The sequence below is a fragment of the Cellulomonas sp. EB106-03-03-XG116 genome (assembly GCF_058792015.1).
The window spans coordinates 1-12,738 of the sequence record NZ_JBYTEP010000036.1; the positions used below are offsets into that span (position 1 = coordinate 1).

At 72.3% G+C, this 12,738-nt stretch carries 11 protein-coding genes; all 11 read right to left on the reverse strand.

Going from position 1 to position 12,738, the window contains the following annotated elements:
* Positions 1 to 103: 103 nt before the first annotated feature.
* The gene (locus AC3WUG_RS13320; RefSeq protein ID WP_492328108.1) at positions 104 to 2,425 is read right to left on the reverse strand and encodes a RelA/SpoT family protein; all 2,322 of its coding nucleotides are present in this window, start codon (positions 2,423 to 2,425) and stop codon (positions 104 to 106) included.
* Positions 2,426 to 2,602: 177 nt separating this feature from the next.
* Positions 2,603 to 3,172: an adenine phosphoribosyltransferase gene (locus tag AC3WUG_RS13325; RefSeq protein WP_492328109.1), complete on the reverse strand. Its 570-nt coding sequence runs from the start codon at positions 3,170 to 3,172 to the stop codon at positions 2,603 to 2,605.
* Positions 3,169 to 4,275 carry a protein translocase subunit SecF gene (gene secF / locus AC3WUG_RS13330; protein WP_492328110.1) on the reverse strand — a complete coding sequence of 369 codons (1,107 nt, stop codon included), beginning with the start codon at positions 4,273 to 4,275 and terminating at the stop codon, positions 3,169 to 3,171. The genes AC3WUG_RS13325 and secF overlap by 4 nt, the downstream gene beginning before the upstream one ends.
* Positions 4,275 to 6,143, reverse strand: a complete 1,869-nt coding sequence (secD, locus tag AC3WUG_RS13335) for a protein translocase subunit SecD (protein WP_492328111.1) — start codon at positions 6,141 to 6,143, stop codon at positions 4,275 to 4,277. Before secD ends, secF begins: the two co-directional genes overlap by 1 nt.
* A 99-nt stretch (positions 6,144 to 6,242) precedes the next feature.
* On the reverse strand, positions 6,243 to 6,665 hold the full coding sequence (gene yajC / locus AC3WUG_RS13340; RefSeq protein WP_492328112.1) for a preprotein translocase subunit YajC: 423 nt from the start codon (positions 6,663 to 6,665) through the stop codon (positions 6,243 to 6,245).
* Between the two features lie 131 nt (positions 6,666 to 6,796).
* Complete coding sequence (gene ruvB, locus AC3WUG_RS13345; protein ID WP_492328113.1) at positions 6,797 to 7,855, reverse strand: Holliday junction branch migration DNA helicase RuvB; 1,059 nt, start codon at positions 7,853 to 7,855, stop codon at positions 6,797 to 6,799.
* Positions 7,848 to 8,468, reverse strand: coding sequence for a Holliday junction branch migration protein RuvA (gene ruvA, locus AC3WUG_RS13350; protein WP_492328114.1), 621 nt, complete (start codon positions 8,466 to 8,468; stop codon positions 7,848 to 7,850). Before ruvA ends, ruvB begins: the two co-directional genes overlap by 8 nt.
* Before the next feature lie 106 nt (positions 8,469 to 8,574).
* Positions 8,575 to 9,147, reverse strand: coding sequence for a crossover junction endodeoxyribonuclease RuvC (ruvC, locus tag AC3WUG_RS13355; RefSeq protein WP_492328115.1), 573 nt, complete (start codon positions 9,145 to 9,147; stop codon positions 8,575 to 8,577).
* Between the two features lie 97 nt (positions 9,148 to 9,244).
* The gene (locus AC3WUG_RS13360; RefSeq protein ID WP_492328116.1) at positions 9,245 to 10,219 is read right to left on the reverse strand and encodes a carbohydrate ABC transporter permease; all 975 of its coding nucleotides are present in this window, start codon (positions 10,217 to 10,219) and stop codon (positions 9,245 to 9,247) included.
* The gene (locus AC3WUG_RS13365; protein WP_492328117.1) at positions 10,216 to 11,205 is read right to left on the reverse strand and encodes a carbohydrate ABC transporter permease; all 990 of its coding nucleotides are present in this window, start codon (positions 11,203 to 11,205) and stop codon (positions 10,216 to 10,218) included. Before AC3WUG_RS13365 ends, AC3WUG_RS13360 begins: the two co-directional genes overlap by 4 nt.
* 105 nt (positions 11,206 to 11,310) lie before the next feature.
* Positions 11,311 to 12,702: an ABC transporter substrate-binding protein gene (locus AC3WUG_RS13370; RefSeq protein ID WP_492328118.1), complete on the reverse strand. Its 1,392-nt coding sequence runs from the start codon at positions 12,700 to 12,702 to the stop codon at positions 11,311 to 11,313.
* Positions 12,703 to 12,738: the final 36 nt, after the last annotated feature.

Genomic DNA, 12,738 nt, shown 5'->3' on the forward strand with positions numbered 1-12,738 from the left:
CCAGGCGCCATGTCTCGTGGGCTCGGAGATGTGCAGAAGAGACAGACCCCACCGCCCGGCGCGACCGCCGGGACCGCCGCGACCGCGGCGGACCCCGGCGCCGCTACGCGTCGACGACCGGCTGCTCCGCCTTCGCGCCCGTGATCCGGTAGACGTCGAACACGCCCTCCACCTTGCGCACGGCCGCCAGCACCGACGCGAGGTGCGACGGCTCCGCCATCTCGAACACGAACCGCGACTGGGCGACCCGGTCGCGGGACGTGGACACCGACGCGGACAGGATGTTGACGTGGTGGTCGGACAGCACCCGGGTGATGTCCGAGAGCAGCCGGCTGCGGTCCAGCGCCTCGACCTGGATCTGCACGAGGAACAGCGCGGTGCTCCCCTGGCTCCACTCGACGTCGACCATCCGCTCGGGCTGGGCGCGCAGGGCGGTGACGTTGATGCAGTCGGACCGGTGCACGCTCACGCCCTGGCCGCGGGTGACGAAGCCGATGATGTCGTCGCCCGGCACCGGGGTGCAGCACTTGGCGAGCTTCACCCAGATGTCGTCCACGCCCTTGACGACCACGCCCGGGTCGCCGGTGCGGACGCGGCGCGCGGTCTGGCCCGGGCGGGCGACCTCGGCGATGTCCTCCTCGGCCCCGGGCTCGCCGCCCATCGCGTGCACGAGCCGCTGCACGACGGTGGCCGCGGAGACCTGGCCCTCGCCGATCGCCGCGTACAGGGCGGAGACGTCGGCGTACCGCATCTCGTTCGCGAGGGCGACCAGGGACTCGTGGGACAGCAGGCGCTGGATCGGCAGGTTCTGCTTGCGCATCGCCTTGGCGATGGCGTCCTTGCCGTGCTCGATCGCCTCCTCGCGCCGCTCCTTGGTGAACCACTGGCGGATCTTGTTGCGCGCGCGGGGGCTGGTGACGAACCCGAGCCAGTCGCGGGACGGGCCGGCGGTCTCGGACTTCGAGGTGAACACCTCGATGACGTCGCCGTTCTCCAGCGTCGAGTCGAGCGGGACGAGCCGGCCGTTGACCCGGGCGCCCATCGTGCGGTGCCCGACCTCGGTGTGCACCGCGTACGCGAAGTCGACGGGGGTGGCGCCGGCGGGCAGCGCCATGACGTCGCCCTTGGGCGTGAAGACGTAGACCTCGCCGTCCGCGATCTCGAACCGCAGCGAGTCCAGGAACTCCGAGGGGTCCGCGGTCTCCTTCTGCCAGTCGACGAGCTGGCGCAGCCACGCCATGTCGTTGCCGTCGGCGTCCGCCCCGGCGCCCTTGGCGTTCTCCTTGTACTTCCAGTGCGCCGCGACGCCGTACTCCGCGCGCCGGTGCATGTCGTGCGTGCGGATCTGGATCTCGACGGGCTTGCCGCCGGGGCCGATCACCGTCGTGTGCAGCGACTGGTAGAGGTTGAACTTGGGCATCGCGATGTAGTCCTTGAACCGGCCCGGGACCGGGTTCCACCGCGCGTGCAGCGCGCCCAGCGCCGCGTAGCAGTCCCGCACCGTGTCGACCAGGACCCGTACGCCGACCAGGTCGTAGATGTCGGCGAAGTCGCGGCCCCGCACGATCATCTTCTGGTAGATCGAGTAGTAGTGCTTCGGCCGGCCGGTGACCGTCGCCTTGATCTTCGCGCTGCGCAGGTCGGCGCCGACCTGCTCGCGGACCACGGCCAGGTACTCCTCGCGGGCCGGCGCGCGCTCGGCGACCAGGTGCACGATCTCGTCGTACACCTTCGGGTACAGCGTCGAGAACGACAGGTCCTCGAGCTCCCACTTGATGGTGTTCATGCCGAGGCGGTGCGCGAGCGGCGCGTAGATCTCGAGCGTCTCGCGGGCCTTCTTCTCGGCCGACGCCGCGGGGACGAACTTCCAGGTCCGGGCGTTGTGCAGCCGGTCGGCGAGCTTGATGACCAGCACCCGGATGTCCTTGGACATCGCGACGACCATCTTGCGCACGGTCTCGGCCTGCGCGGCGTCGCCGTAGGTCACCTTGTCGAGCTTGGTGACGCCGTCGACGAGCATCGCGATCTCGGGGCCGTACTCCGTGCGGAGCTGGTCCAGGGAGTACGACGTGTCCTCGACCGTGTCGTGCAGCAGCGCCGCGGCGAGCGTCGGCGGGGTCATGCCGAGCTCGGCCAGGATCGTCGCGACGGCGACGGGGTGCGTGATGTACGGGTCGCCGCTCTTGCGGAGCTGGCCGCGGTGCGCGCGCTCGGCCGTGACGTAGGCGCGCTCGATCAGGCTGAGGTCGGCCTTGGGGTGGTTCGTCCGGACCGCCTGGAGCAGCGGCTCGATCACCGGCGACTGCTGCGGTCCGCGGATCTGCCCGAACCGGGCCAGGCGTGACCGCACCCGGCTGGTGCCGCCCGTGGTCGCGGGCGCCTCCGGCCGTGCGTCGGGTCCTGCCGAGGTCCGTGGCTCCGCCATGCACGCCTCCCGCCGTGCCGGGTCCCCCCGGCTGTCCGATGACGACGCGGCCCGGACGGACCGGACGCGCTGTCGATCCGCACGATTCTACGGCGTCGCGGCGGCGCACCGCGTCACGGCCCGCAGCACGACGCCGCCGGCACCCCGGGGCGGGTGACGGCGGCGTCGGCGGACGGGTCAGACGGCCAGCAGCGCGTCCACGTGCCGGCCCGCGAGCCGGGACCGGCCCGGGAGGAACGTGAGGTCCATGAGGAAGGACAGGCCGACGACCTCGGCCCCGCACTCCTCCAGCAGCTCGACGGTCGCCTGCGCGGTGCCGCCGGTCGCGAGCACGTCGTCGACCACCAGCACGCGCGAGCCGGCCGGGACCGTGAACGGGTGCAGCTCGACCGAGGCCGCGCCGTACTCGAGCTCGTAGTCCCGGCGGGCGGTCGGGCCGGGCAGCTTGCCGGCCTTGCGCACCGGCAGGAAGCCGGCGCCGAGCGCCATCGCGACCGGCGCCGCGAGGATGAACCCGCGCGCCTCCATGCCGGCGACCAGGTCGACCGGGCCCGGGACGCGGGCGGCCATCTCGCGCACGACGGCGTCGAACGCCGGGCCGTCCGCGAGCAGCGGGGTGATGTCCTTGAACACGACGCCCGGCGTCGGGTAGTCGGGGACGCTGCGCACGAGCTCCTCGACCCGGTCGACGAGCGCCTGGCCCGTCAGCCCGCGGTGCTGCCCGCTCACGTCCTGCACGCCGCTCATCGCCGGCCCTTCTTCCTGCGCGGCTGCGCCGCGACTCCCTGGTGACCGCCGGGGCGCACCTGGCCCGTGAACCGCGCCACCGCGACCTCCTCCGAGGAGGCGTCCTCGCCCAGCCCGCCCTGGGCGAGCCGCGCGCGGGCGGCCAGCACCTTCGCGGTGTGCTCGCGGATCGGCTGCTCGCGCAGGCGGAGCACCACCTCGAGCGGCGTGGCGAGGAAGATCGACGAGAAGGCGCCGACGATCATGCCGACGAACAGCGCGAGCGCGATGTCGCGCAGCGTGCCGGCGCCGAGCACGAACGCCCCGATGAACAGGATGCCCGCGACCGGCAGCAGCGCCACGACCGAGGTGTTGATCGAGCGGACCAGCGTCTGGTTGACGGCGAGGTTCGCGCGCTCCTCGTAGGTGGCGCGCGTCTGGTCGGTGATGCCCACGGTGTTCTCGCGGACCTTGTCGAACACCACGACGGTGTCGTAGATCGAGTACCCGAGGATCGTGAGGAAGCCGATCACCGTCGCCGGCGTGACCTCCCAGCCCACCGCGGCGTACACGCCCGCGGTGATGACGATGTCGTGGAACAGCGCGACGATCGCGGCGACGGCCATGCGCCAGTTCCGGAAGTACACCGTCATGACGATGCTGACGAGCACCAGGAACACGATCAGCGACGTCGCGGCCTTCTTGGACACGTCCGCGCCCCAGGTCGGGCCGATGAACGCGCTCGCCACGTCGTCGTCGGACACGCCGTACGCGTCCTCGAGCGCCGTGCGGACCTGGGTCACCTGGTCGTTGGTGAGCTCCGAGGTCTGGATCCGCAGCGTGGACGAGCCGACGTTGCTGACGCGCGGCACCTCCTCGGGGGCGATCTCGGTGACCGCGTCGATGGCGGGCTGCTGGTCCGTGGTCGACACCTTCGACACCGTGAACTGCGAGCCGCCGCGGAACTCGATGCCCGGGTGCAGGCCCGGCTTGAACAGCAGCACGGCGGACAGCAGCACGAGGATCCCGGAGATCAGGAACCAGGTGCGGCGGCGACCGACGATGTCGTACGAGCGGCGGCCCGTGTACAGGTCGTTGCCCCACTGGGCGAAGTTGACGGCCATCAGGACTCGCTCCCCTCGGTGCGTCGCGCGGCGGGGGTGCTGCCGTCGGGTGCCTCGTCGGTGTCGGTGGTGCCGGTCGTCCCGGCGTCGTCGGCGTCGGCGGGTGCGGCCGTGCCGGACTCCGCCTCGGCCTGCGCGGCGCGCGCGGCGGCGCGGCGCTCGGCGATCGTGCCACCCGCGCCGACCGGGGCCGCGACGAGCGTCGAGGTCCGGGCGCCGAGGTCGGCGGGCTCCTCCGCGGGCGCGTCGGCGTCCGCGCGCCGACCGGTGACCACGCGGCCGCGGCCGACGTAGCGGGTCGACTCGGGGGCGCCGAGCCGGCGCGGGTCGAGGCCGGACAGCGGGTGGCCGCTGCCGAAGAACCGCGTCTTCGCGATCAGCTTCATCACCGGGTGGGTGAAGGTGAACACGATGAGCAGGTCGAGCAGCGTCGTGAGGCCGAGGGTGAACGCGAAGCCGCGCACCGAGCCGACCGCGAGGAAGTAGAGCACCACGGCGGCCAGGAAGTTCACCGCGTCGGACGCCAGGATCGTGCGGCGCGCGCGCTCCCAGGCCCGGTCCACGGCGGCGACCAGGGTCCGGCCCTCGCGCAGCTCGTCGCGGATGCGCTCGAAGTACACGATGAACGAGTCCGCGGTGATGCCGATGGCGACGATCAACCCGGCGACGCCGGGGAGCGACAGCCGGTAGCCCTGGGTCCAGGACAGCAGCGTGATCACGCCGTACGTGAGCACCGCCGCGATGACCAGCGACGCGACGGTCACCAGGCCGAGCGCGCGGTACTGGAACAGCGAGTAGATGACGACCAGGATCAGGCCGATGAGGCCGGCGATCAGGCCCTTCTCCAGCTGCTCGGAGCCGAGCGTCGCGGAGATCTGCTCCTCGCTCTGCACCTCGAAGCTCAGCGGCAGCGCGCCGAACTTCAGCTGGTTGGCGAGGGCCGTCGCGGAGTCCCGGGTGAACGAGCCGGAGATCTCCGCCTTGCCGTCCGAGATGATGACGCCGGGGTCGAGCGACGGCGCCGAGATGACCAGGCCGTCGAGCACGATGGCGAACTGGTTCTGCGGCGAGGACAGGCCCTGCAGCCGCTCGGTGACGTCCGCGAACTGCCGGGTGCCGGTGCGGTCGAACTCCAGGTTCACGGCCCAGTTGTTGGTGACCGCGCCGGACTGGCTGACCTGCAGGCCGGAGCTGGCGTTCGCGATGTGCGAGCCCTCGACCTCGACCGGGCCGAGGACGTACTTGACGGTGCCGTCCGGGTCGCAGGTGACCATCGCCTCGTCGGCCGCGACCTGCTTGCCGCCCGTGAGGTTCGCGGGGTCGGTGCAGTCGAGGGCGTCGTACTCCGCCTGCACGGCGGGGGTGATGTAGTACTCGGCGTCGCTCGCGGAGTCCGGGGCCGCCTTCGTCGGCTGGTCCGAGGGCTCCGTGGCGCCGTCCGTGGGGCTGGCCGACGGGGTGGCCGTGGGCGTCGCCGCGCCGTAGGTCAGGACCGGCCGGAACTCCATCTGCGCGGAGGTGCGGACCAGGTCCAGCGTCTCCTCGCTCGGGCGACCCGGGAGGGCCACGACGATGTTGGACCCGCCCTGCGAGCTGATCTCGGCCTCGGCCACGCCGGACGAGTCGACGCGCTGCCGGATGACCTCGATCGCCTGGGCGATGGTCTCCGAGGTGACGCGGGACTCGTCCTGGGCGACGGGCGCCAGGATGAGCTGGGTGCCGCCCTCGAGGTCGAGGGCGAGCTTGGGCGTCCAGGTCGCGTCCGACAGCTTGGTGCCGGCGAAGATCGCGCCGAACACGGCGACCGTGATCACGGCGAGCGTGAGCAGGATGCGCGCCGGGTGGCGGCGGCGTGTGGGTGGGGCCAACGGACCGTCTTCTCTCGTGCGCGCACCGCCCGCGGACGGCGGGCGGTGCGGATGAAGGGCGCCGGCCCCGCGGTGCGCGGGTGGCCGGCGCCCGGTCGACTACTGCTGGGGCTTCTTGGTGCTGTCGGGGCCCTCGTCGTCCCGCGGCGGCTGCAGCGAGGAGAGGTCGTCCGGGACGTCGATCCGGCCCGGCGGGATGGCGCCCGGCTCGTCGCGCCACTCGGCGTCGTCGCCGTCGACCTCGTCGGCCTCGTCCTCGTCGGCCACCGGCGGCTCGACGAGGCGCGCGATCGCGGCCTTGATCCACACGGACTGCTGGCCGGGCGTCGACTCGAGGGTGACCTCGTCGCCGTCGACGTCGACGACCGTGCCGTACATGCCGGAGCCGGTCATCACCCGCTGGCCGGGCTGCAGGTTGTCGCGGAAGCTGAGCTGCTCCCGCTGCGCCTTGCGCTGGCGGCTGGACAGCAGCCACATCGCCCCGAGGCCGATGACGAGGATGATGAGGAAGGTCGGGTCCACGAAGAAACAGCTCCTGACTGCGTACGACGTCGGCCGCAGTCTAGGCGCCACGGCTCCGGGCTCCTAACGACCGCGGGCGCGCGCCGGTTCCCTGTGCGGGACCTGTTCGTGCCGCCGCGGCGCGCGGGGTCTCAGCCGAACAGCGTATCCGCCGGGGTCGGGGCGGACAGCCCCAGGTGCGCCCACGCCTCGGGCGTCGCGACGCGACCGCGCGGGGTCCGCCCGATCAGCCCCTCGCGCACCAGGAACGGCTCGGCGACGGTCTCGACGGTCTCCGGCTCCTCGCCCACCGCCACGGCCAGCGTGGTGAGCCCGACCGGGCCGCCGCCGAACCGGGTGCACAGCGCGGTGAGCACGGACCGGTCGAGCCGGTCGAGGCCGCGGCGGTCGACCTCGTACACCTCGAGCGCCGCGCGGGCGGCGTCGAGCGACAGCGTGCCGTCGCCGCGCACCTGCGCCCAGTCGCGCACCCGGCGCAGCAGCCGGTTGGCGATGCGCGGGGTGCCGCGGGACCGGGAGGCGATCTCGGCGGCCGCCTCGTGCGCGAGCGGCACGCCCAGCAGGCCGGCGGACCGGACCAGCACCCGCTCCAGCTCGTCGTCGGCGTAGAAGTCGAGGTGCCCCGTGAACCCGAACCGGTCGCGCAGCGGCGCCGGGAGCAGGCCCGCGCGGGTGGTGGCGCCGACGACCGTGAACGGCGGCAGCGCCAGCGGGATCGCGCTCGCGCCCGCCCCCTTGCCCACGACGACGTCGACCCGGAAGTCCTCCATCGCGACGTACAGCAGCTCCTCGGCGGGCCGCGCGAGCCGGTGGATCTCGTCGATGAACAGCACCTCGTTCTCCTCCAGCGAGGAGAGGATCGCGGCGAGGTCGCCGGCGTGCTGGATCGCGGGGCCGCTGGTGACGCGCAGCGAGGTGCCGAGCTCCGCGGCGATGATCATCGCGAGCGTCGTCTTGCCCAGCCCGGGCGGCCCGGACAGCAGCACGTGGTCCGGGGCCCGGCCCCGGCCGAGGGCGGCCTGCAGCACGAGCGACAGCTGCTCGCGCACGACCTTCTGGCCCACGAACTCGTCGAGGTGCCGCGGGCGCAGCGCGGCCTCGGCGGCGCGCTCCAGGTCGTCGGCGCCGGGGCGCACGACCGAGCCCGCCGGGTCGACGTCGACGCCCAGGTCGACCTCGTCGTCAGCCACGGCCGCCGCCCAGGGTGCGCAGCGCCGCGCGCAGCACGCCCGCGACCTCGGCCTCCCCCACCGGCTCGTCGCTGCCGTCGAGGACGGCGGCGACCGCGTCCGCGGCGGCCTTCTGGTTCCAGCCCAGGCCCACGAGCGCGTCGACCACCTGGTCGCGGCGGTCGGCCGGCCCGGCGGGGGCCGCTGCGCCGCCGGCGAGCGCGACCGGGGCCGGGGCCCCGAGGCGGTCCGCGAGCTCCAGCACGATCCGCTGGGCGCCCTTCTGCCCGATGCCCGGCACCCGCTTGAGCGCGGCCAGGTCCTCGGTGGCGACCGCGCGGCGCAGCCCGTCCGGGGTGTGCACGGCGAGCATCGCCAGCGCGAGCCGCGGGCCCACGCCGCTGACCTGCTGCAGCACCTCGAACACCTCGCGCTCGTCGTCGTCGGCGAACCCGAACAGGGTCAGCGACTCCTCGCGCACCACCAGCGAGGTGTGCAGCGTGGCGGTCGCGCCGACCCGCAGGCCCGCGAGCGTCGCCGGGGTCGCCTGCACGAGCATGCCGACGCCGCCGACCTCCACCACCGCGGCGTCCAGCCGCACGGCCTGCACCGTCCCGTGCACCGAGGCGATCACTCCGGCTCCTCCCAGTCGCGGCGGGCGCGGGACCGGCGTGACCGGGCGCCCGGCGTGCAGTCTGCCACGCGTACGAACAGGTGTACGAACGACACGCGGCCGAGGGTCAGCGGGTCGGGACCCGGCGGGCCGCCTGCTCGGCCTGCGCCCACGCGCGCTGCGCGGCGGTCATCGAGCCGGGCGCGCGCTGCGGGGCGCCGACCGCGCCGGCCGGGCGCCACAGGTGGCAGATCGCCAGCGCGAGCGCGTCGGCGGCGTCCGCGGGCCGGGGCAGCTCGTCGAGGGACAGCAGCCGCTGCACCATCGCCTGCACCTGCGGCTTCTCCGCCCGGCCGCTGCCGGTGACCGCGGCCTTCACCTCGGACGGCGTGTGCATCGCGACCGGGATCCGCCGGCGGGCAGCCGCGAGCATCGCGATGCCGGCCACCTGCGCGGTGCCCATCACGGTGCTGACGTTGTGCTGGGCGAACACCCGCTCCACGGCCAGCGCGTCGGGCGCGTGCTCCTCGAGCCACTCGTCGATGGTCGCCGCGATGACGAGCAGCCGCTGGTCGATGTCGGCGGCCGGCGCGCTCTGCGCGACCCCGACGGCCACCATCCGCACCTTCCGGCCGGGCAGCCCGTCGACCACGCCCAGCCCGCAGCGGGTGAGTCCGGGGTCCACACCGAGTACGCGCACGGCCTCATCCTCGCAGCCGCCCGCAGTGGAAGGTCGTGACGGACACGCCGTGGGCGTGTCCGGCCAGACCTTCCACCCGAGCGGGCGCGGGCCCGGGTCAGCCCTTGACGGAGCCCGCCAGGAGGCCGCGCACGAAGTACCGCTGCAGCGAGATGAACACGATGAGCGGCACCACCATCGAGATGAACGCCCCGGCGGTCAGCACGTGCCAGTCGCCGCCGCGGCTGCCCGCCATCTCGGCGACCGCGACGGTCAGCGGCCGGGAGTTCGGCGACGCGAACGTCAGGCCGACGAGCAGGTCGTTCCACACCCAGAGGAACTGGAAGATGCCGAACGCCGCGATGGCCGGGACCAGCAGCGGCAGCAGCACCCGGAAGAAGATCTTCACGTGCCCCGCGCCGTCGACGCGGGCCGCCTCCACGAGGGACGACGGGATGTCCTTCATGAAGTTGTGCAGCAGGAAGATCGCCAGCGGCAGGCCGAAGATCGAGTGCGACAGCCAGACCGTCCAGAACGACCCGGCGACGCCCGCGCTCACGTAGTCGCGCAGCAGCGGCACGAGGGCCACCTGCAGCGGGACGATCTGCAGCGCGAACACCGCGACGAACAGGATGTTGCGGCCCTTGAAGTCGATCCACGCGAACGCGTACGCCGCGAGCAGCGCGATGGTGATCGGGATGATCACCGCCGGGATCGTGATGACGAACGAGTTGACGAAGTACGTCGCCAGGTTCGCCCCGGAGCCGAACAGCGCCTGGTCGTAGTTGTCGAGCGTGAACTCGGCCTCGCCGTTGAGCAGGCCGCCGAAGACGGTCCACCAGCCCGAGCGGCGGATGTCGAGCTCGGGCCGGAACGACGTGACCAGCAGGCCGACGGACGGGATCGTCCACAGGATCGCGATCACGATCGCGAGGAACGACGCCCAGGGCGACGACAGCTTGCCCTTGGTGGCGATGGCTCGCCTCTCGAGCCGCGAGAGCCGGCGCTGGCGTCCCGGCTCTCCGCCCGCGTCGGCGGTCTCCTCGAACGCCTCCGCGAACGGCCCGGTCGGGGGGAGCGGGGTGGTGGTCATCGGATCTCCTCCGACCTGCGCAGCTGCCGCACGTTGTAGATGACGATCGGCACGACCAGGATGAAGAGGATGACCGCGAGCGCCGAGCTCAGCCCCTGGTTGTTCTGCCGGAACGCCTGCGTGTAGAACTCGTTCGCGATCACCTGGGTGTCGAACTGGCCGCCGGTCATGGTCCGGACGATGTCGAACACCTTGAGCGTGCCGATGGCGATCGTCGTGAGGACGACCACCAGCGCCGGCCGGATCGACGGCACCGTGATGAAGCGGAACATCTTGACGCCGTGCAGGCCGTCCAGCCGGGCGGCTTCGACGATGTCGTCGGGGATCGCCTTGATGGCTGCGGACAGCACGGTCATCGCGAAACCGGTCTGGATCCACACCATCACCACGATGAGGAACACGGTGTTCCACGGCGCGTTGATGAGGAACTGCTGCGGCTCCAGCCCGACCCAGACGAGCACCTGGTTGAGCAGGCCGGTCTGCTTCACGCCGGGCTGGTCCGGCTTGAACTCGTAGACGAACTTCCAGATGATCGACGCGCCGACCATCGAGATCGCCATCGGGATGAACACCAGCGCCTTGGCGAGCTTCTCGAACCGGGTGCGGTCCACCAGCACCGCGTAGACCAGGCCGATCAGCGTCGACGCGATCGGCACCAGGATCACCCAGATCGCGGTGTTGGTCAGCACGCTCTGGAACTGCCCGCCCGTGAGCACGCGGGTGTAGTTGTCCACGCCGATGAACTCGTTCCCGCGCTTGTCGAAGAACGAGTTCCACAGGGTGAGCACCGCGGGGCGCACGAGCCCCCACGCCAGCAGCAGCAGCGCGGGTCCCGCGAACGCCGCGGCCACGACCCACCGGGGGACGCGGCTGGGCCGGTCCACCAGGAACAGGATCGCGCCCATGACGACCACGAACAGCGCGACCGCCAGGAACATCAGGGCGAACTTCTCGCCCACCGAGCTCGCGCTCGTCAACCAGTCCATGTACGCCTCCGAACCGGACGGGCCCGCCCGGCGGGACGGGGGGTGCTGCCCCCGCGCCCCGCCGGGCGGGCCGTCAGCCGATCAGTCGATCGATGCCCGACCCCGTCAGGAGCCGGCGGGCCAGGAGTCCTCGACCGACTTCGCGGCATCCTCCGTGGAGGTGCCGGTCAGCCAGTTGACGATCGCGGTCCAGAACGTGCCGGCACCGACCTCACCGGGCATCAGGTCGGACGCGTCGAACCGGATCACGGAGTTCGGGTCGGCGAGGATCTCCGCCGACAGCTTGTCGAACTCGGTGGCCAGGTTGTCGGGGTCCAGGCCGTTGTTGGCGCTGACCCAGCCGCCCATCGGGGTGGTCTTGGCCTTGGTGTTGGCCCAGTCCGCGCTCGACAGGTAGGTCTGGAACGCCTGCACCTCGGGACGGTCGTCGAACGCCGCCACGAACTCGCCGCCGCCCAGGACCGGCTTGATGTCGGTCTGGTTGGTCGGCAGGTAGAAGGCGTAGACGTCGCCGTCCGGCGCGACCTCGGTGCCCTCGGGCCACTGCGTCTGGTAGAAGTTCGCCGCGCGGTGCAGCCAGCAGGTGCCGTCGAGGATCGGGAAGCCCGCGTCCGTCCACGGCGTGGTGGCGATCGAGTCGACGCCGCCGAGGCCCGCGTTGACGTAGTCGGGGTTCTTCAGGATGTCCCCGACCGTGTCCCACGCGTCGATGATCTGCGGGTCGTTGAACGGGATCTCGTGCGTGTACCACTGGTCGTACACGTCCGGGCCCGCGGTGCGGAGCACCACGTCCTCGATCCAGTCGGTGCCCGGCCAGCCGGTCGCGTCGCCGGACTCCACGCCGGCGCACCACGGCATGCCGCCGTCGTCGACGATCTGGTCCGAGAGGGCGATCAGGTCGTCCCAGGTCTCCGGGACCTCGTAGCCGGCGTCCTCGAACATCGACGGCGAGTACCAGACGTACGACTTCACGTTCGAGCCGAGCGGGGCGGCGTAGAACGTCCCGTCGACGGTGCCGTAGTCCTTCCACGACTCGCTGAAGAACTCGTCGACGTTCGCGACGGTGGCGTCGGGAGCGGGGACGATCGCGTCGGGGAAGTCGGTGACGATCGTGTTGAGCAGGCCGGGCTGCGGCAGGTACGCGATGTCGGGCGCGTTGCCGGCCTGGATGCGGACGAGCAGCTGGGCCTCGAACTCGCGCGAGCCCTCGTACTCGACCGTGACGCCGGTGCACTCCTCGAACGGGTCGTAGGAGTCCTCCTGCGTCTGCTGCTCGGGCTCGACGATCGACGTGTAGACCGAGACGGTCGTGCCGTCCAGGTCGCCGAAGTCGTCGAACACGGAGCAGTCGATCTCGTTCGCGGCGTCGGTGTCGCCGCCGCTGGTGCCCCCGTCACCGGAGTCGCCCGAGTCGCCGGAACAAGCCGTGAGCGCGAGCGCCAGCCCGAGCCCGCCGGCCACTGCGGCGCTCGCGCCGCGACGACGGATCCTCATCATGCGTCTGCCTCCACCTCGTCGTGGTTGCGGGCCGAG